Annotated in this window: 18 protein-coding genes; 13 read left to right on the top strand and 5 right to left on the bottom strand. The window is 37.5% G+C overall.

What is annotated here, in order from left to right; genetic code table 11:
* Both pyc and ABC382_RS11270 read left to right on the top strand, forming a co-directional pair.
* Entirely contained in the window at positions 1–3,435 is a 3,435-nt protein-coding gene (gene pyc, locus ABC382_RS11275; RefSeq protein WP_412926814.1) for a pyruvate carboxylase, read from the top strand.
* A 321-nt stretch (positions 3,436–3,756) separates the two neighbouring features.
* Complete coding sequence (locus ABC382_RS11270; protein ID WP_274795827.1) at positions 3,757–3,945, top strand: hypothetical protein; 189 nt, start codon at positions 3,757–3,759, stop codon at positions 3,943–3,945.
* 53 nt (positions 3,946–3,998) lie between these two features.
* Here the strand turns inward: ABC382_RS11270 and ABC382_RS11265 are convergent, their stop codons facing one another.
* A complete protein-coding gene (locus tag ABC382_RS11265) occupies positions 3,999–4,922 on the bottom strand; it encodes a COX15/CtaA family protein (RefSeq protein WP_274795828.1) in 924 nt (307 codons plus the stop codon).
* Positions 4,923–5,258: 336 nt separating this feature from the next.
* Between ABC382_RS11265 and cyoE the strand changes: the two genes are divergently transcribed.
* From cyoE to ABC382_RS11225, 8 genes are all read left to right on the top strand, one after another.
* Positions 5,259–6,176, top strand: a complete 918-nt coding sequence (gene cyoE, locus ABC382_RS11260) for a heme o synthase (RefSeq protein WP_274795829.1) — start codon at positions 5,259–5,261, stop codon at positions 6,174–6,176.
* Between the two features lie 99 nt (positions 6,177–6,275).
* Complete coding sequence (gene coxB, locus ABC382_RS11255; protein WP_274795830.1) at positions 6,276–7,364, top strand: cytochrome c oxidase subunit II; 1,089 nt, start codon at positions 6,276–6,278, stop codon at positions 7,362–7,364.
* Positions 7,365–7,405: 41 nt separating this feature from the next.
* Positions 7,406–9,289, top strand: coding sequence for a cytochrome c oxidase subunit I (ctaD, locus tag ABC382_RS11250; RefSeq protein WP_274795831.1), 1,884 nt, complete (start codon positions 7,406–7,408; stop codon positions 9,287–9,289).
* The gene (locus ABC382_RS11245) at positions 9,289–9,915 is read left to right on the top strand and encodes a cytochrome c oxidase subunit 3 (protein WP_036125326.1); all 627 of its coding nucleotides are present in this window, start codon (positions 9,289–9,291) and stop codon (positions 9,913–9,915) included. Before ctaD ends, ABC382_RS11245 begins: the two co-directional genes overlap by 1 nt.
* Positions 9,915–10,259 carry a cytochrome C oxidase subunit IV family protein gene (locus ABC382_RS11240; protein WP_274795832.1) on the top strand — a complete coding sequence of 115 codons (345 nt, stop codon included), beginning with the start codon at positions 9,915–9,917 and terminating at the stop codon, positions 10,257–10,259. Before ABC382_RS11245 ends, ABC382_RS11240 begins: the two co-directional genes overlap by 1 nt.
* Before the next feature lie 176 nt (positions 10,260–10,435).
* Positions 10,436–10,912, top strand: a complete 477-nt coding sequence (gene tnpA / locus ABC382_RS11235) for an IS200/IS605 family transposase (protein ID WP_412926813.1) — start codon at positions 10,436–10,438, stop codon at positions 10,910–10,912.
* A gap of 264 nt (positions 10,913–11,176) precedes the next feature.
* On the top strand, positions 11,177–12,100 hold the full coding sequence (ctaG, locus tag ABC382_RS11230; RefSeq protein ID WP_274795833.1) for a cytochrome c oxidase assembly factor CtaG: 924 nt from the start codon (positions 11,177–11,179) through the stop codon (positions 12,098–12,100).
* A gap of 40 nt (positions 12,101–12,140) precedes the next feature.
* The gene (locus ABC382_RS11225) at positions 12,141–12,602 is read left to right on the top strand and encodes a DUF420 domain-containing protein (RefSeq protein ID WP_274795834.1); all 462 of its coding nucleotides are present in this window, start codon (positions 12,141–12,143) and stop codon (positions 12,600–12,602) included.
* 15 nt (positions 12,603–12,617) lie between these two features.
* Here ABC382_RS11225 and ytvI read toward each other — a convergent pair whose 3' ends face one another.
* Together ytvI and ABC382_RS11215 are read right to left on the bottom strand one after the other, a co-directional pair.
* Positions 12,618–13,679, bottom strand: a complete 1,062-nt coding sequence (gene ytvI, locus ABC382_RS11220; RefSeq protein WP_274795835.1) for a sporulation integral membrane protein YtvI — start codon at positions 13,677–13,679, stop codon at positions 12,618–12,620.
* Between the two features lie 145 nt (positions 13,680–13,824).
* Positions 13,825–14,226 carry a YugN family protein gene (locus ABC382_RS11215; protein ID WP_141903391.1) on the bottom strand — a complete coding sequence of 134 codons (402 nt, stop codon included), beginning with the start codon at positions 14,224–14,226 and terminating at the stop codon, positions 13,825–13,827.
* A 147-nt stretch (positions 14,227–14,373) separates the two neighbouring features.
* Between ABC382_RS11215 and ABC382_RS11210 the strand changes: the two genes are divergently transcribed.
* Together ABC382_RS11210 and ABC382_RS11205 are read left to right on the top strand one after the other, a co-directional pair.
* A complete protein-coding gene (locus ABC382_RS11210; RefSeq protein WP_274795836.1) occupies positions 14,374–15,531 on the top strand; it encodes a CAP domain-containing protein in 1,158 nt (385 codons plus the stop codon).
* Positions 15,532–15,672: 141 nt separating this feature from the next.
* On the top strand, positions 15,673–17,145 hold the full coding sequence (locus tag ABC382_RS11205; protein ID WP_274795837.1) for a UDP-N-acetylmuramoyl-L-alanyl-D-glutamate--2,6-diaminopimelate ligase: 1,473 nt from the start codon (positions 15,673–15,675) through the stop codon (positions 17,143–17,145).
* On the opposite strand, the gene ABC382_RS11200 is transcribed toward ABC382_RS11205, so the two are convergent.
* Positions 17,126–17,623 carry a PaaI family thioesterase gene (locus ABC382_RS11200; protein WP_274795838.1) on the bottom strand — a complete coding sequence of 166 codons (498 nt, stop codon included), beginning with the start codon at positions 17,621–17,623 and terminating at the stop codon, positions 17,126–17,128. The genes ABC382_RS11205 and ABC382_RS11200 overlap by 20 nt on opposite strands.
* A 90-nt stretch (positions 17,624–17,713) precedes the next feature.
* Between ABC382_RS11200 and ABC382_RS11195 the strand changes: the two genes are divergently transcribed.
* Entirely contained in the window at positions 17,714–18,160 is a 447-nt protein-coding gene (locus ABC382_RS11195) for a YlbF/YmcA family competence regulator (protein WP_274795840.1), read from the top strand.
* A 161-nt stretch (positions 18,161–18,321) separates the two neighbouring features.
* Here ABC382_RS11195 and ABC382_RS11190 read toward each other — a convergent pair whose 3' ends face one another.
* Positions 18,322–19,227, bottom strand: a complete 906-nt coding sequence (locus tag ABC382_RS11190) for a glycerophosphodiester phosphodiesterase family protein (RefSeq protein WP_274795841.1) — start codon at positions 19,225–19,227, stop codon at positions 18,322–18,324.
* Positions 19,228–19,307 lie beyond the last annotated feature (80 nt).

Here is a 19,307-nt window from a genome sequence, read left to right as displayed (position 1 = left end):
ATGGAATCAATCAACAAAATTCTCGTAGCCAATCGAGGAGAAATTGCAATTCGTATTTTCCGTGCATGTACGGAGCTGAATATCCAAACTGTTGCCATCTATTCAAGGGAGGATAGTGGTGCCTTTCATCGCTTTAAAGCAGATGAAGCTTATTTAGTGGGAGCTGGCAAGAAACCAATCGATGCTTATTTAGATATCGAGGATATTATTGCCATCGCAAAAGATGCAGATGTTGATGCGATTCATCCAGGGTATGGTTTTTTATCAGAAAATGTGGAATTTGCCCGTCGCTGTGAGGAAGAAGGCATTGTCTTTATCGGACCAACTTCTCAGCATTTAGATATGTTTGGGGATAAAGTCAAAGCACGTTCGCAAGCCATTGCGGCAGAAATTCCTGTTATTCCTGGTACAGATGGTCCAGTAGCTGATCTAGCAGAAGTAGAGACATTTGCTAGCACTTACGGCTATCCAGTTATGATTAAGGCAGCACTTGGCGGTGGTGGTCGTGGGATGCGTTTAGTCCATACACCGGAGGAGCTTGCTTCTTCTTATGAAAGGGCAAAATCAGAGGCAAAGGCTGCTTTTGGTTCTGATGAGGTGTATGTTGAAAAAGCTATTATCAAACCAAAACATATTGAAGTACAGATTATTGGTGATCAGCAGGGCAATATTGTGCACTTATATGAGCGTGATTGCTCGATTCAGCGTCGTCACCAAAAAGTAGTTGAAATTGCCCCATCACATTCGATTTCACAAGAGTTAAGAAATCGTATTTGTGACGCTGCCGTGAAATTAATGAAGAATGTCTCGTACATAAATGCAGGGACAGTGGAATTTTTAGTCGCAGGCGAAGATTTTTATTTCATCGAGGTAAACCCTCGTATTCAAGTCGAACATACGATTACAGAAATGATTACAGGTGTCGATATCGTCCATGCCCAAATCAAGGTAGCAGCAGGTTATGCTCTGCATAGTGAAGAAATTCATATGCCGAAGCAAGAGGATATGCCAATGATTGGCTATGCAATTCAGGCTCGTGTAACAACAGAAGACCCTGCAAATGACTTTATGCCGGATACAGGGAAATTAATGGTATACCGTTCTAGTGGTGGTTTCGGTGTACGTTTAGATGCGGGGAATGGTTTCCAAGGTGCTGTCGTAACACCGTATTATGACTCTTTACTAGTGAAAATTTCAACATCAGGCATGAACTTTAAAGAAGCTGCTGCGAAAATGGATCGCAATTTAAAAGAATTCCGAATTCGTGGCGTCAAAACGAATATACCGTTTTTAAATAATGTGGTAACACATGAGAAGTTTTTATCAGGTGCTTTTGACACAAGCTTTATTGATACAACACCTGAACTATTCCATTTCCCTGTACGTAAGGACCGTGGGACAAAGCTGTTAAGTTATATTGGTAATGTGACATTAAACGGCTTCCCTGGTGTTGAAAAAAAATCAAAGCCTATTTTTGTACAACCGAATATTCCAAAAGTCGATACACAAATAGCACCTCCAGCAGGTACGAAACAGATTTTAGATACACAGGGAGCAGATGGCTTAGTGCAATGGATTTTAGCACAGGAAGACGTACTACTAACAGATACTACATTCCGCGATGCTCACCAATCCCTGCTTGCAACACGTGTTCGTTCACAGGATATGTATCAAATTGCAGATGCAACAGCTCGTATGATGCATCAGTTATTCTCGTTGGAAATGTGGGGCGGTGCAACATTCGATGTAGCGTATCGCTTCTTAAAAGAGGATCCATGGGAGCGATTAGCGAAACTGCGTGAACAAGTACCGAATGTGCTATTCCAAATGTTACTACGTGGAGCTAATGCCGTTGGTTATACTAACTATCCTGACAATTTAATCCGTGAATTTATCGCTGAATCCGCAGCATCAGGTATTGATGTGTTCCGTATTTTCGATAGCTTGAATTGGATTAAAGGAATGGAAGTAGCGATAGATGCTGCGCGTCAATCAGGAAAAATTGCTGAAGCGGCAATTTGTTATACAGGGGACATCCTCGACGACAGCCGTGCGAAATATTCAGTGCAATACTATAAAGATATGGCGAAAGAGCTTGAATCAGCTGGTGCCCATATTTTAGCTATTAAAGATATGGCTGGTTTATTGAAACCGGAAGCTGCGTACCGTTTAATTTCCGAGTTAAAAGAGACGACAAGTCTGCCAATCCATTTGCATACACATGACACAAGTGGAAATGGAATTTACTTGTATGCTAAGGCGATTGAAGCAGGTGTAGATATCATTGATACAGCGCTTGGATCTATGGCAGGTCTTACATCTCAACCGAGTGCCAATTCCTTGTACTATGCAATGAAGGGCGGTAAACGTGAGGTACGTGCGGATATTGATGCATTAGAAAAATTATCGTACTACTGGGAAGATGTTCGTAAATACTATAAAGATTTCGAAAGTGGCATGATCAGCCCACATTCTGAAATTTATGTACACGAGATGCCTGGCGGTCAATATAGTAACCTTCAGCAACAAGCAAAAGCAGTGGGTCTCGGCGATCGTTGGGAAGAAGTGAAACGTATGTATTCCCGTGTAAATCTACTATTCGGAGATATTGTCAAAGTGACACCATCTTCCAAAGTGGTCGGGGACATGGCACTCTTCATGGTCCAAAATGATCTTGACGAAAACACGGTTCTAACAAGGGGACAAACGATTGATTTCCCAGACTCTGTTATTGAATTCTTCCAAGGTTATCTTGGACAGCCACATGGTGGATTCCCAGAGGCACTGCAACAAGTCGTGCTTAAAGACCGTGAAGCAATTACAGTGCGCCCAGGGGAATTATTAGAGCCTATTCAGTTTGAACAATTAGAAGCTGTTCTAGAAGAGAAATTAAATCGTCCTGTTTCAAAGAAGGATGTATTAGCCTATGCTCTTTATCCAAAAGTTTTTGAGGAGTATGCGAAAACAGAAGAATCCTTCGGCAATATTTCGGTTCTCGATACACCAACATTCTTATATGGTTTAAAGCTTGGAGAAATCATTGAGGTTGAAATCGAAAAAGGTAAAACATTAATTATTAAACTAGTCTCGATTGGTGAGCCACAGCACAATGGGACGCGCGTTCTGTACTTTGAACTGAACGGCCAATCACGTGAATTAGTGATTCAAGATATGACAGTTGAGGTAGATGGCAACCTAGCGCTAAAAGCAGATCCAAGTAATCCAAACCAAATTGGTGCTACAATGCCAGGTACTGTGTTAAAGGTTGTTGTTTCTAAGGGCAGTCCAGTCAAACGTGGTGATCACCTATTAATAACGGAAGCGATGAAAATGGAAACAACGGTCCAAGCGCCAAAAGACGGTGTTGTAAAAGAGGTTTATGCAAGTGCAGGGGATGCTATTTCAACAGGTGATTTATTGATTGAAATTGAATAAATCGTTTTGAAAAAAGGTTAGTAGATACTTTTTTGGTATCTACATAACCTTTTTTATTTGTTGAAGGAGTCATTGTATCAAACTTGATTAGTCAAATGGTTGTATAATAACCATAACACCTTTATTCAGGCATTAAGCAGCATATAATGGTGGACGAAAATGACTTTTAGATATCCTTGCGTAAGTGATGGGAAGTTTAGCGTAAATTGCTAACTGTGCCTCTACCAGAGCAGCTTTAATTTTCAAACAGGCAAGCAATGTGCAAAAGATCAAGAAGTAACAATATTATTTGAACCGCAATGAAAGTAGAGGGACGTGAAAATGCTTAAAGCATTATTTAATTGGATGTTTGTCATAGGTTTAATCCTATTAGGAGGCCGCCTTATAACGATGATTTGTCGATATTTTGACATTCCTTTTACAACATTTTTTAAAGATTACGCCCTAGTATCTATGATTATTTTAATTGTAGGTATTATAGGAACGGAAACAATGAAGAAACAAAACTAAAGACATAGAAAAAGATTCGTCACATAATAGGTGGCGAATCTTTTTTTAATGGATTATTTCTTTTTCTCATTATAATTACTACGAGCTACTAGCATGATCATGTAACATAATAGGCCGAATAAAAGGGAAATAAATAATGAATGCAGTAAAGCTACCGTTAAATTCAGTCTAGTTAGGACTACTAACATACCAGCAATCACTTGTAAAATAACTATAGTAAATGCAATAACCCATCCATAGTAAATTACACGTTGGTTTTTATATTCTTTCACAGCGTGCCAAGTTATGTATGCAATCCAAATGAAAATAATAAGAACAGCTAGTCGATGTCCCATTTGCACCCATTCGTACATATTATTGGGAGGTGCAAAAGGTGTCTCATTATAGCAAAATGGCCAGTCAGGACAAATTAAGCTCGAATCTGTATGACGAACTAACGCCCCAGTATAAACGACTAAATAAGAATAAATTGTGACAGCAATTGTATGCCAACGTAACTTTTTACCAATAAATACGTTATCGGCATCAAATTTTCGATCGACTTCAAATACAATCATAGAAAGGAGAAGAACCGCAGCAAAGGAAATAAGAGAAATCCCAAAATGAAGGGCTAGGATGAAATCACCTTGTCCCCATAAAACTTGAGCAGCTCCTATAAGAGCCTGCGCGATTAAGAAAAACATTGCTAAAAAACCAAGTAACTTTACTTCACGAATATGTCCGAGTTTACGCCATGTCCATACTGTTAACACAAGAATTGAAATAGATACGACTCCAGTTACAAGACGATGTGAGAATTCAATAAGGACTTCTGGTGTAATCTCCTTTGGAATAAGAGATCCATTACAATCAGGCCAGTTTCGACCACAGCCTAAGCCACTATCTGTTTTAGTAACGAGAGCCCCACCTAGTAAAATAAGGAGCATCCCAACTGTAGCGGCAACAGCAAACCACTTCAAATACCTGTTGTGTTGCATAAAATGAGTCACCTACTTTATCTATCAACATTACAAGAACGTAATGTTTCTGCTACTAGATAATATCGAAAATACGTATAAAAAACAACTTGTAAAGAGAAGGGAGTAATAGATGTCGATTCCATTTCACAAATTGTTCATAATTTCGTGCTTTAACCTTCACAATTCATTTTAGAAAATGTTTTACTATAGATATGTTGTTTTTAATTATATTTCTAGACAAAGCTAATTTTTACAACTTCATCTAAATTTCACTTAATGTCTAGAAATCAATCGCAAATTTCGCTATAGTTATTGTTAGCGGAATATGCTTACAAAAATGAAAGGAGAGGTATTATGTCAAACGGTCGTACACTGGCGGCTACTAGAAATACTGGTCCAGAAACAACATCTGTTGTAAAAGATTTCTTAGCACTAATAAAAATTGGAATCGTTAACTCGAATCTTGTCACAACGTTTACAGGGATGTGGCTGGCTTTTCAGTTTACTAGTAGACATTTCTTGCAAGAGCTTGATGTTATCTTTTACACCATGCTGGGTGCAGCATTCATCATCGGTGGCTCAGGCGCAATGAATAACTACATTGATCAGGATATTGATCCTATCATGAAAAGAACAAAAGCAAGGCCGACAGTGACTGGCAGATTTAAGCCGAATTTCGTATTGACCATTGCCCTCTCATTTTTAATTGTAGGTGAAATTTTGTTATTTGCGGCATCGTTTGCAGCCGGCATGTGGGGACTAGTAGGAATATTTGCTTATGTCGTTCTGTATTCAATGTGGTCGAAGAGGAAGCATGTTAGCAACACTGTTGTAGGAAGTATTTCCGGGGCTATTCCTCCAGTTATTGGATTCGCGGCGGTTGAGCCTGCTTTAGGTCCGGGAGCACTTGCCTTATTCCTAATTATGTTTGCATGGCAACCACCACATTTTTATGCGCTTGCTATGAAACGAACAGAGGAATATCGTGCAGCTAAAATACCAATGCTACCTGTAGTAAAAGGATTTAAACGTACAAAGTACTCAATGTTATTCTGGATTCTTTTATTATTACCGTTACCTTTCCTTTTACCAGAGCTTGGAATTGGCTTTTTAACTCTTGCTACTACATTGAACTTGGGTTGGTTAATACTAGCTCTGAAAGGCTTTACAACAAAAGATGATATGAAATGGGCAAATAAAATGTTTATTTATTCATTGAATCATATGACCATACTATTTGTAGCCATGATCATATTTGCGGTGTTTAGCTAATTTAGGAATTCTTTCTTTTCTTAAAGAATTCATATAGACAGAACTAATGTCCTAGGTACACATGAAAATACAACAAAGAAAGAGGGGTTTAATTAAGCTATGATGAAAGGGCTTAAAAAATGGCGTCTTTTTTCACTTCTAGCAGTGATGATGGTCTTCCTTTCAGGTTGTGGTGAGGATTATCTATCAACACTGAAACCATCTGGAGAAGTAGGTAAACAACAATTGAACTTATTACTGTTAACTACTGTAATTATGACGCTAGTAGTAGTAGTAGTATCCGTTATTTATTTACTTGCATTCGTAAAATACCGTCGTTCACGCGTTGGTGAAAATGTGATCCCTAAGCAAGTAGAGGGTAGTCATACGTTAGAAGTGATTTGGACAGTTATACCGATTATTTTATTATTAATTATCGCTGTACCAGTTGTTACAACTACTTATAAATTCGCAGATGTTGCTGCAATGGATGAAGTAGATGAAGAAGGGAACAAAACAGCCCTTACAATCAATGTAACAGCAAAATTATACTGGTGGGAATTCGAATACCCTAACCAAGGGATCGTAACGGCTCAAGAGCTAGTAGTACCAACAGGTGAAAAAGTTTACTTTAATTTAAAAGCTGCCGATGTTAAGCACTCATTCTGGATTCCTGCTGTAGGCGGTAAAATGGATACAAACGTAGAAAACTTAAACAAATTCTACCTAGTATTTGATAAAGAATCAAAAGATCTTAAAGATGGCGTATTTTATGGAAAATGTGCTGAATTATGTGGACCTTCACATGCTTTAATGGACTTTAAAGTAAAAACATTAAGCCCAGATGCATTTGATGCATGGGTTGACGCAATGAAAGCGACAGAAGGACAAACTGCTGACAAAGCTTCAACAGATCTTGGTGAAGCAACTTTTGCTAACAGCTGCTTAGGCTGTCACGCTATCTCAGGTTCAGGAGCAGGCGGTACACCTGGTCCAAACTTAACTACGTTTGGTGATCGTAACCGTGTTGCTGGTTTCTTAGAACACAATGAAGAAAGCTTAAAAGCTTGGATTAAAAACCCAGAGGAATTTAAACCAGGTAACTTGATGATGAATGCTGAAGGCACTGCGCCTATCTACGGTAATTTATCTGACGAGGAAATTGAAGCTCTTGCAACTTATATCATGGGCTTATCAGTAGAAAAATAATTTTCGTTCTATAGTAACAAATTTTGAGGGAGGTAAAAGTTGTGAGCTCATACACACAGAAAAAGGGCTTTGGAGCAACTGTCTGGGATTACATTACTACTGTCGACCATAAAAAGTTAGCAGTTATGTATTTATTAGCCGGAACATTGTTCTTCGCTATCGCTGGTTTTGAAGCGTTATTAATGCGTATTCAGTTAATGAAACCAAATAACGATTTTGTATCAGCTGGTTTTTTCAATGAATTATTAACAATGCACGGAACAACAATGTTATTCCTAGCTGCTACTCCATTACTATTTGCATTTATGAACATGCTTGTACCATTACAAATTGGTGCGCGTGACGTTGCATTCCCGTTCCTTAACTCTTTAGGGTTCTGGTTATTCTTCCTAGGTGCAGTATTCCTTCACCTGTCATTCTTTATGGGTGGCGCTCCTGATGCGGGCTGGACTTCTTATGCATCATTATCTTTATATTCTCCAGGACATGGTATTGATTTCTATGTTCTTGGTTTACAAATTTCAGGGGCAGGTACTTTAATTTCTGGTCTTAACTTCATCGTTACGATCATTACAATGCGTGCTCCAGGTATGACATTCATGCGTATGCCATTATTCACTTGGACTTCACTTGTATCAAGTGCGTTAATTTTATTCGCATTCCCTCCATTAACAATTGGTTTATTAATGATGTTATTTGACCGTATGTTCGGTGGTAACTTCTTTGACCATACAATGGGTGGTAACACAGTTATTTGGGAACACTTATTCTGGATCTTCGGACACCCAGAGGTTTATATCCTAGTATTACCTGCGTTCGGGTTATTCTCTGAGATTATCCCAGCGTTCTCTCGTAAACGTTTATTCGGATACTCTTCAATGGTATTCGCTACAATTTTAATCGGTTTCTTAGGGTTCATGGTTTGGGCCCACCATATGTTTACAACTGGTCTTGGGCCAACAGCAAACGCAATCTTCGCTGTTGCAACAATGGCTATTGCTGTTCCAACAGGTATGAAAGTATTCAACTGGATCCTAACAATTTGGGGCGGATCTATTAAAGTTACAACACCAATGCTTTATGCACTTGGTTTCATCCCGTCATTCGTTGCGGGTGGTGTTACAGGGGTAATGCAAGCATCTGCTCCTCTTGACTATCAACTACATGATTCTTACTTTATCGTAGCTCACTTCCACTATGTAATCGTTGGTGGTATCGTTACAGCATTATTTGGTTCAGCTCATTTCTATTGGCCAATTTTCTTCAACCGTATGTTAAACGAAACGCTTGGTAAAATTACTTTCTGGATATTCTTTATCGGATTCCATTTAACGTTCTTCGTTCAACACTTCCTAGGTTTAATGGGTATGCCACGTCGTGTATTCACTTACATGGAAGGTCAAGGTTGGGACCAATTCAACTATATCTCTACAATCGGTGCATTAATGATGGGTGTAGGGGTTATCTTAATGGTAATCAACTGCTTAATGTCGATCAAAGGCAAACCAGCAGGTCGCGACCCATGGGGCGATGGACGTACTTTAGAATGGTCAATTCCACAACCAATTCCATTCTATAACTTCCGTCAAACACCACTTGTTCGTGGTTTAGATCCATGGTGGATTGAAAAACAAGAAGGTAACAAAGAAGTGACATTTGCTGAGCCACTAGGTGATATCCATATGCCAAATAACTCAGCGATTCCATTCGTTATTTCATTAGGTATGTTTATTGCAGCATTTGGTGCTCTTTACAATCCAGATGCAGATAAACCTTGGTCAATCTACATTTTAATCATTGGTTTAGCAATTACTTTCGGTGCGATGATTTTCCGTTCTGTTAAAGACGATCATGGCTTCCATTTACACAAAGAAGATATTATTGAAATTGAAGAACAACTTTACGGCAAAGGAGGAAATAAATAATGGATTTCAATACTAAGTTTACTCCTCATACTTGGCCAGACCATCCTGAACAAGCTACGATGGAAGGTAAAAATAAAGTCGTTGGTTTCTGGATTTTCCTTGCCTGTGAAGTTGTACTTTTCGCAAGTTTATTCGCTACTTACCTAGCGCTTAAGAACAAAGGGCCAGCTGGCATGGAGTTCACAACACAAGGTTTATTTGAATTACCATTAGCATTTGCAATGACGATGTTATTATTAACATCTTCATTAACATCTGTATACGCAATTTACCATATGCGTAACTTTAACTTTAAAGGTATGCAAACTTGGTTAGCAATTACTTTAGCTTTAGGTCTTGGATTCTTAGCACTTGAAATTTATGAATTCCAACACTATGTGCACCTTGGTTTTACATTTAACCAATCTGCATTCGCAACTGCATTTTATTCTTTAGTTGGTACACACGGTTTCCACGTAACTTTAGGACTTGTATGGATTGCAACTTTAATGATCCGAAATGCTAAACGTGGGTTAAACTTGTACAATGCACCTAAATTCTTCGTAGCTGCTTTATATTGGCACTTTATCGATGTTGTTTGGGTATTCATCTTTACAGTAGTATACTTGATGGGAGTGATCGGATAATGTCTTCACACGATACACCTATAGTTGCTAAGTCACAGGCACAATATGAATATGATCGTCATCATAATGCCGTTCATATGCGTAAACAAGTAATCAACTTTGCGATCATGATTTTCTTTACTTTTATCGCTTTCGCAGTAGTTGCAGCCGATTTTTCTAAATACTTAATCATGCCATTAGTATTATTATTGGCTGGTGTTCAAGTTGTACTTCAGCTTTATTCTTTCATGCACTTAGAAGACAAAAAAACACACTTCGGTGGCGTTATTGGTTTCTTCATGTGGATGGGAATTTTAATCGCATTTACATTCTTCTTAGCATTTTTAACAATCATTTGGTGGTAATCACCAATAAAGCACGTTCGTCATATTGTACGAACGTGCTTTTCTTATTGTATCTTTTGAAAACCCCTTGCTATGCGAGGGGTTCCAAAGGGCTTCTAGCTATGGACAAGAAAAAAACCCCAGCCGTACAATGAAATCAGGTCTGGTCAACCGACTTCGTACGAAAGGGGCTCCAAATGGATAATAAAAGTTTAGCACACACGACATGGAATTGTAAGTATCACATCGTCTTTGCGCCAAAATATAGAAGGCAGATTATTTATGGAAAAATCAAAGCAGATATAGGTAGAATTCTTCGCCAGTTATGTGAAAGAAATGGAGTAGAAATCATTGAAGCTACAGCCTGTCCTGATCATATTCATATGTTGGTGAGTATTCCACCAAAAATAAGTGTTTCATCGTTTGTAGGTTATTTGAAAGGGAAGAGTAGTTTAATGATATTCGATCGGCATGCGAACCTGAAATACAAATATGGAAATAGGAAGTTTTGGTGTCGCGGATATTATGTAGATACAGTAGGTCGAAACAGAAAAATCATACAGGAATATATAAAAAATCAATTGCAAGAGGATATTCTTGAGGATCAAATGACTATGAAAGAATTCATTGATCCATTTACAGGAGAAGAAATACAAGCAAAAAAGCGAAAATAATAAAACCACTTTAGTGGTAGCGTGAAAACGGAGTGCGGTTGGCGGACCTTTCAGTGTGTCTTTAGACATGGGCCAGTACCCCAGCGTTTCACGCGTAGAGCAAACCACCAGTTAGACTGGTGGTTCTGATTGTAGTGAAGTTATGTAGATTTCAAAAAGAAGCAAACACTGTTAAACTTAACATTTGTTCACCTTTCGTTCATTGCAGTATAGCTGTAAGCGTTTTATAATAGGAGTACTGAAGTTTAAAGGAGTGCGTTCTATATGCCACTTAGTATATTTGGTTTCCAAGCATTGTGGAGCCCATATTTAATAGGGGTTCTTGTTTTTATAACAATCATCTATTTTTTAGTCACAATAAAGTGGCGTAAGGATTTTAAAGTAAGTGAGCCTTTAAAAAAGGGTGAAGCCATTTACTTTGTGTTAGCCATGATTACTATTTATATTATCAAAGGTTCTCCAATTGATTTAATGGCTCATATTATGTTTACGATGCATATGGTGCAAATGGCTATATTATTATTACTTGTTCCCATCTTCCTAATTAAAGGGATCCCTTGGTGGGTTTGGAAAGTTGCTATTGAGGCACCAGTTGTTAGAACGTTGTTTAAAGTACTGACATTACCTGTTGTTGCAGTATTTGTGTTTATTGGTTTATTTTCCTTCTATCATTTACCTTCAATATTAGATTACATTAAATTAAATGAAACATTACATGGTACCTATACATTTGTATTATTTCTTTCTGCTGTTTTTATGTACTGGCCTTTAATTCAAAATATGCCTAATAGAGCTCATATGAAGCCATTACATAAATTAGCCTATATTATTGCCAATGCCGTGTTAATTACACCTGCTTGTGGATTAATTATTTTCGCTCCTAATGCAATGTATGAAACATATACAAATGGTGAAGCATGGTTAAAAGCAATGGAGCTTTGTGTACCAGCCTCTACGTTATCAGGCTTATCTTTATCAGGACCAGAGCTATTTACAGACATGAAGCCTGTTGCAGACCAGCAATTAGGTGGCGTGTTAATGAAAATCTTACAAGAACTTATTTTTGGTGTATTAATTGGTACAATCTTTACAAGATGGTATCGTTCTGAACAAAAGGATCCAGATAAAATTACTGCTGACGCATTAGCTGCACACCAAAAAAAATGGGAAAGCCAACAGCAGCATTAATTTTAAAATAGAAATTTACTATGTATAAGGAGTTTTGACAATGGAATTGCAAATTTTGCCTACTATAAGTACATCATTTATCGTGATTAGTGCTGTACTCGTAGCGATAGGTTGGGGCTTAATTATAAAAAGAAATGTAGAAGGACATAAAAAAGTAATGCTTGCTGCAGGTGTAGCTGCACTTATTTTCTTTATTATTTATGCTTCACGAACAGTGTTTATAGGTAATACTGCTTTTGGTGGTGGTGAACATTTAAAACCATATTATACGTTTTTCTTGATTTTCCACATTATCCTGGCAACATCCGGAGCCGTATTTGGTATTGTTAGTATTATTTCAGGTTTAAAAACAAATCTCAAATTGCATAGAAGAATTGGACCAATCACAAGTATTATTTGGTTCTTTGTTGCGATTACAGGTGTCCTTGTTTATTTACTATTATATGTTTTATTTGAACCTGGTGAAACGACTTCAGTTATTAAAGCCATTTTAGGATTTTAAAGAAAATCTCCCTCCTTATTTTTGTACAGGAGGGAGATTTTTTGTAGTAGGCTGAAATAAAGAAAGTACCACGACAAAAAGTAATGGTCCAATTAAAATGCCAAGAAAACCAAAAATTTTAAACCCAATAAACATGGCAATAAAAGTATTTAAAGATGAAAGTCCAATCTTATCGCCAATAATCTTTGGTTCAATCATTCTTCGTACTAAAAATTGTCCCACGGTTAATAACGTTAAGATCCCAGCATAAAGATAATCACCAGCAAACGCCTGGTAAATAGCCCAAGGGACTAATAAGAGAAATGAATCGAGAAAAGGGATAAAGTCTAACACAACAAGCAAACAAGCTAACAGTATCGGAAATGGTGTTTTTAAAAAGTAAAATGCTGCGAATGATATAGCAAAAATACTAAGGCCGACTAGGAATTGAGCTTTTAGAAATCCAAATAGGGCTAATTTTACACGTTGTCCAATGAAAATTATTTTTTGATGATAATGAAAAGGAACGGGCATTAATAATTTCCGATTAATGCTAGGCAAATCTAAAAGTAGCATGTACAAGACAATCCAGTAAACAAAAATATCAAATAAACGAGTGGGAATATATGTTAGTAATGTTGACCAGACATTAATGTTTGTTAAGGATAGGGCGAATTTTTCAATAGAAGCCAAAGCTTTTGCAATCATAAATTGGATTTGTAAAACTAATTCTACAGGTAAATGATAAGTGTAGTTACTGAGTTTAGATTGCATTTGTATCCATAAAGCAGATAATTGATTAAGGTACTCAGGAATATCCATGATAAATGAAGAAAATTGTTTCCAACTTATAAAGAGAAGGAGACTACATAATAATAAAGTTATAGTTAAAAAAAATAAAAAGAAAATGAAAACAACGATTTTACGTTTTTTTCGAAACCGTTTACTCATTCGAACAATAATAGGCTCTAAAAGTAAAGCGGTTAAGTAGGCAAGTAAGATTGGTAATGATATTGAAATGAACCAGAGAATAAAAATGCCCATTGCAATAACAATAATGGGATGACGAAAAAAAGGACGGTTAAAAAACGATAACATATTCTCACCTACATCATGTAAAAGATATAGGTAGTATGAGAAGAAAAAATAATTTTACTCAAATAAAAAAAGACTGGACCACCAGTCTTTTCACATCGATGAAGCTATCTACGCTATACTTGCTATCACTTTAAAACTCTAAAGATTAGCGTGCGTTTACAGGTTCAAAGTTATTTTTATTTGTAGGCTCGATTGAGAATTGATCTAATTCTAATTTAACCTTTTTTAAGATTTCTTCACATTTTTTAACAAGATGTGCTGGGTAAACTTCGTCATCCCCATATTCTACACCATGTGGATAATAATATTTACCAAGAGCTGGTTTCATTAACGTAAGGATGGCATCATGTGCGCCTACATCACCAGAAATGGCATATGCGAATACGCGTAGGTAATAGCGACCTTCACGAGTATCGAAACGTTTATCGAATGTCATACGCTCGTAATCCCAACCGCCATCACATTCTAAACCATGTTTTTTCATAATGCTGACAATTAGCTCTTGATCAGCTGTTAAATTTTCAAGGTTAGTATTTTCAAAATACATGTATAGTCCTCCTTTAGGTTCTCGTACAAAGTATACGCTCATTTTTATAATAGAGCATATTTGACATTGTTGCAATGACAACATTGTGTCAACCCAATTACAATTGATATAATAACTTACAATAATGGTGATGAAAAGGAGTCCTGTATGAAAGCTTTATTACGCATTTTAATGCTTTGTGGTGCAATTGCAATAATCGGCTTTATGTTCTTTAATACCCCCAAGGAAAATGAGCCACTAGAAGGGCCAAATACCAATTCAAATATCATACCCCAAACAAAGCTAAAGCAGGAGGCCGCTGTAGGTGCAATGACACGTCCACAAACGGGCATATCAACATTGATAGGAAAAGACACACAAACTGTGTTGGAGCAGTACGGGGAACCAGCAAGAAAAGAACCATCCTCTTTTGGCTATCAATGGTGGGTCTACAATGATGATGTCTCTACGTTTTTTATGGTTGGTGTTGAAAAAAATGTGGTGAAGCAAGTTTACATAGCAGGACAAAATATCGATGCATTTCCTTTTAAAGTTGGTCAGAAACGCGATGAAATATACCGCATGACAATTATTGACTATGAGGTAGCAGCTACTGTTGGTGACAATATTTTCATCTTCTCCATGAGTGAAGAGGATATGCAAACTAGGCTACTTGTTAAATTTGATGGTCTTTATGCACAGCTTTATATAGATCGGGAGACAAGTGAATTGCAGGGAATACGTTATACAGACAGTGAAACACTTGTCCTTCATCAGCCCTATGAAATGAGCTATCAAGGGGAACTAGTTAGACGGACACCGCCTTCCTCTTTTTTGCAACAAGAAATCGATGTGGCTAGTGCCAAACAGCTTGATGATTTATTAAATGTGACGAGAGTCCATCATGATTTACCACCTTTAGAAATGGATAACTCGTTAGAAGAAGTGGCAAGAAAGCATAGTGAAGATATGAAGGTACAAAACTTCTTAGCACATGAGTCCCCAACATATGGTGACTTAAAAAAAAGATTACAAGCTAATAATATCGAGTATAGTGATGCCAATGAAAATCTTGCCACCGCTTATTTTGATGCAATAGAAGCGATGCACGGTTGGACAAACTCTCCTGAGCATAGGAAGGTACTTTTAAATGATAGATTCACACGCGTTGGTTCAGGCGCTTTTGTGGATTATTATACACAAATTTATCTAGAGCCGGCTTCTTCGCAAAAGATGGATAGTAAAGAAAAAGATAGTGAAGGGCAAACAAATGAAGAGCCTGTTAGTGAAGATTCTATAGAAAAAACTGATCAATTATCACCATAATAGAAGAAACCCCCTTATGAAGACAAGCTTTGATTAACCGAGTTTGTCTTCATTTTTTATTCCCTCTTTAGGCTTCTGCATTTTTCGTCACACCGTTACAAAAGCCGTCATATGATAGAGAACCGAAGGGGGGAATGAGGTTTGCAATTAGCTGAGTTATTAAAAGACTGGCCATGTAGTGTGACAGGAGGATCTATTCGAACAGAAATAACAGGTGTAGAGGATTACGCTCAGGCAGTACAACCTGGTGACATTTTTATTGTACGAAAGGGTAAAAAAACGTCGGGTAGTCGTTTTGTTAAAGAAGCATTGGCACGAGGTGCTGCTGCCATTGTGTCTGAAGAAAGTATTTCTTTACCCATTATAGATAAAGAAATTCCTTTTGTATGGGTTCCTAATACCGCATTATTTTTATCGTATGCAAGTGCCAAACTTGCTGCTTTTCCAGCAGAGGCTTTAACAGTTATTGCGATAACAGGAACAAACGGAAAAACAACAGTGAGTCATTTTGTAAGTCAGCTTTTAAACGCTCTACATAAAAAAACAGCAGTTATTGGTACAGTTGGTTTTTTCATCAATGGTGAAAAGCAACAAACAGCTTACGAACAATTAACAACATTGCAAGCAAAAGAGTTACATCCGATCCTAAAGCAATGTGTACGAAAAGGTGTGACACATGTTGTACTAGAAGCCTCTTCAATGGGTTTACAACAACATCGACTTGATCATTGTGATATTGATTGTGGTGTATTTTTAAATTTATCAGATGATCATTTAGAAGATCATGGAGGGTTAGAAGCCTATAAACGTGCGAAAAAGAGATTAGCGGATTTATCCAAAAAGCTAGTGTTAAATGGAGATGATAATTTTTGCCGTTCCGTTGGTATCTATGATAAGAAAAAATCTTGCTCATTTGGCTTTGATAATCACAATGATTTACATATACAAATTGTCAGTGAATCAGCTGGAAAAACTGTACTTTGTCTACAAACTACCGCGAGTGAGCATATTGTTGAAATCCCTTTTGTCGGAAAATATCATGTACAAAATACGATAGCAGCCTTAATGGCAGTATGGCGTATAGGGGTCCCTATGGAAGATATTGTAGAGCATATGTGGTCTTTAAAGCTACCAGAAGGAAGGCTTGAGAAAATTGATAATCCGTTAGGTATTGAGGTATATGTAGATTATGCCCATACTGCTGAAGCCTTACAAGCTGTATTACAAACCTTTGATCGTTCCAAAACCATTTACCTAGTCTTTAGTTGTGGAGGAAATCGCGATAAGGCGAAACGATTTGCTATGGGTGCAGTGGCGAGTAAATATGCTGATGTAATCTATTTAACAACAGATAACCCACGTGATGAAGATCCAATTGTTATTAATGAAAGTATAATTGCTGGTTTTACAGAGCAACAATACTACGAAATTTATCTAGATCGAAAACTTGCTATTCATCAAGCTTTAGCAAAGGCGAAAAAGGGCGATATTGTCCTTGTTGCCGGAAAAGGGCATGAACAAACACAGCAAATTAAAAATCAAAAATTCCCTTTTTCCGACCAACAATGTATCAAAGACTATTTTTCAAATCTAATTACAGACGACGCTGAATAACAAAGAAAGAGCCCGTAGCTATGGCAAGCTTGCGCCCCGTCTCATCCTCTATATCACATTCCATGACAAGCGTTTGACGTCCTTTATGGACAAAACGACCACGTGCAATCAATTCTTTGTTCTTCGTTGTGGCGATATAGGAGACATTCATATTTGTAGTGACTACATTATATCCCTCTGGTACAGAGCGTGAAGCAAGTCCTCCCATAGCTGCATCTGCAATCGTTGCAATAATGCCGCCGTGTGGTACCTTAATCGTATTATGGATGACAGGAGTAATAGGGATACGGACCTCGCTCACTTCAGGCTCAAATTTTCCTACCATATGTAGAGCAGCATTAATATAACGACGATGAATGCCTTGTTGTTTATCACGTAATCCATTTAAAAGATGAAATAAAACTTCCTCATCTTCCTCAGTACTTTCTTGTAAAATTGCGCCAAGTAATTGTTCAATTTGTCCTTTAGCTGTTGACATCAATTGGAAAACCTCTTTCATTAAAAATATCATTAATGTAAAATTACCATAAAATCTGTTATGATGGGAAAGAGATTGGGGGAATTAAAAATGATGATGACCTCTGACTGGGTAATCATTTTAGATGAGGCCGAAGAGCTTTGTAAGATGATTCTTTCCTCAGAACCAGCGATCGCGCTACAACAAGCGTATGATGCAGTATATAGTGATACGCAAATTGTAGAGGCTATTTATGCATTTAATCGCATGAAAGAGCAGTACGAAGATGTACAACGTTTCGGAAAATATCATCCGGACTACCATACAATCATGAAGTCAATTCGCCAACAAAAGAGGGCACTTGACTTAAATGAGAAAGTTTCAGCCTTAAAAATTGCTGAAAACGATTTTCAGGATTTACTGGATGAGATTAGCCTTTTAATAGGAAAAACAGTCTCTGAAGCGGTAAAAGTTCCTGTAAGTAATCCATTCTTTGCCTCTGGTTCATCTTGCGGAGGAGGATGTGGCTCGGGTGGTTCTTGCTCTTGCTCAGCGTAATGTAAGGTGTGTATAAAACACATCTCTTCTAGACTGTAAACAACTCGAAGGTACTTGCAGTTGTTTACAGTCTTTTTTCATTATGTAGTGAAAGTAATTTCGGGAGCTTTCAAAAATAAAGGGAAGGACTTGCTAATGTCCTTCCCTTTCTATTGTTTATATCAAGCTTGCTTTTGTAATAACTCTACAGCAATATCGGGGCGATCAGTAATAATGCCTTGTGCTCCATTATTGATCAATTTGTTCATTGTGTCTATGTCATTGATCGTCCAATAGTGAACAGGTATATTCAGATTATTTAAAAACTGAATAAATTTAGGCGAATCTAAAGCAATAACCCCTGATTTAGGTGGGATTTGAAATACATCTACTTTTGGATGATATAAATGTCCAAATTGACTTGAGAAGGAAGCGAATGCTTTTCTTACATCCGATTCACCTGCACCAAGTGCTACCTGATTTTGAGCATATAAATTGAAGCGATCTATTTGTTCACCGTAAAAACTTGTTACCACGACACGATGTTCAGCGCCAAGTTCTTCAATTAAACGCCAAAGTTTTGAAGGCATTAGACTTCCTTCATACGTATCAGGAGCATCTTTTATATCGATATTGATTAGCATGTTTGGATAACTTTCTAATAGCTCTCGTAACGTTACTACATTTAATTTATCCTCTCTATATGGAAAAGCTCCATCTAGATCTTCAAACTGGTAGCCATGGTTTAAGGCGTTAAGTTCTGCCAATGTCATATCAGCAACGAGACCATAACCATCTGTAGTACGTTCAACTGTTTCATCGTGGAAAACAATAATTTCCTCATCTTTCGTTAGGCGGATATCGATTTCAAAGCCATCAACACCTAGCTGCGCAGCTTTTTCAAAAGCCATCATTGTATGTTCGGGTGCTAAATGAGCTCCGCCACGATGTGCAAGTATTACAGGGCGATCAAATTGTAATGCTTGTTTGCTTTCTCGTTGCTGCGGTTTAGAAATCGCTTTACTACCTGCCCACGCCGCTGCACTTGCTGCTGCAATGGCAAGCGCAATTTTTGTTTTCTTACCCATATTCGTCCTCCTTAACAATTATCGTCATATAAAAAGTATAGTGATTTCATTTTTCATTGATTGTAAGTGCTCAACGTTGG

The sequence above is a fragment of the Lysinibacillus phoenicis genome (genome assembly GCF_047238325.1).
GTDB classification, from domain to species: domain Bacteria; phylum Bacillota; class Bacilli; order Bacillales_A; family Planococcaceae; genus Lysinibacillus; species Lysinibacillus irui.
This window is presented reverse-complemented; position numbering and strand designations above follow the sequence as displayed.

What these genes read in the sequence shown, in the direction of transcription:
- ABC382_RS11200 (WP_274795838.1), bottom strand. Translation starts at nt 17,623, where the DNA reads ATGTCAACAGCTAAAGGACAAATTGAACAATTACTTGGCGCAATTTTA.
- coxB (WP_274795830.1), top strand. Translation starts at nt 6,276, where the DNA reads ATGATGAAAGGGCTTAAAAAATGGCGTCTTTTTTCACTTCTAGCAGTG.
- ABC382_RS11240 (WP_274795832.1), top strand. Translation starts at nt 9,915, where the DNA reads ATGTCTTCACACGATACACCTATAGTTGCTAAGTCACAGGCACAATAT.
- ctaG (WP_274795833.1), top strand. Translation starts at nt 11,177, where the DNA reads ATGCCACTTAGTATATTTGGTTTCCAAGCATTGTGGAGCCCATATTTA.
- tnpA (WP_412926813.1), top strand. Translation starts at nt 10,436, where the DNA reads ATGGATAATAAAAGTTTAGCACACACGACATGGAATTGTAAGTATCAC.
- pyc (WP_412926814.1), top strand. Translation starts at nt 1, where the DNA reads ATGGAATCAATCAACAAAATTCTCGTAGCCAATCGAGGAGAAATTGCA.
- ABC382_RS11225 (WP_274795834.1), top strand. Translation starts at nt 12,141, where the DNA reads ATGGAATTGCAAATTTTGCCTACTATAAGTACATCATTTATCGTGATT.
- ABC382_RS11245 (WP_036125326.1), top strand. Translation starts at nt 9,289, where the DNA reads ATGGATTTCAATACTAAGTTTACTCCTCATACTTGGCCAGACCATCCT.
- cyoE (WP_274795829.1), top strand. Translation starts at nt 5,259, where the DNA reads ATGTCAAACGGTCGTACACTGGCGGCTACTAGAAATACTGGTCCAGAA.
- ABC382_RS11195 (WP_274795840.1), top strand. Translation starts at nt 17,714, where the DNA reads ATGATGATGACCTCTGACTGGGTAATCATTTTAGATGAGGCCGAAGAG.
- ABC382_RS11190 (WP_274795841.1), bottom strand. Translation starts at nt 19,227, where the DNA reads ATGGGTAAGAAAACAAAAATTGCGCTTGCCATTGCAGCAGCAAGTGCA.
- ABC382_RS11265 (WP_274795828.1), bottom strand. Translation starts at nt 4,922, where the DNA reads ATGCAACACAACAGGTATTTGAAGTGGTTTGCTGTTGCCGCTACAGTT.
- ytvI (WP_274795835.1), bottom strand. Translation starts at nt 13,679, where the DNA reads ATGTTATCGTTTTTTAACCGTCCTTTTTTTCGTCATCCCATTATTGTT.
- ABC382_RS11210 (WP_274795836.1), top strand. Translation starts at nt 14,374, where the DNA reads ATGAAAGCTTTATTACGCATTTTAATGCTTTGTGGTGCAATTGCAATA.
- ABC382_RS11270 (WP_274795827.1), top strand. Translation starts at nt 3,757, where the DNA reads ATGCTTAAAGCATTATTTAATTGGATGTTTGTCATAGGTTTAATCCTA.
- ABC382_RS11215 (WP_141903391.1), bottom strand. Translation starts at nt 14,226, where the DNA reads ATGTATTTTGAAAATACTAACCTTGAAAATTTAACAGCTGATCAAGAG.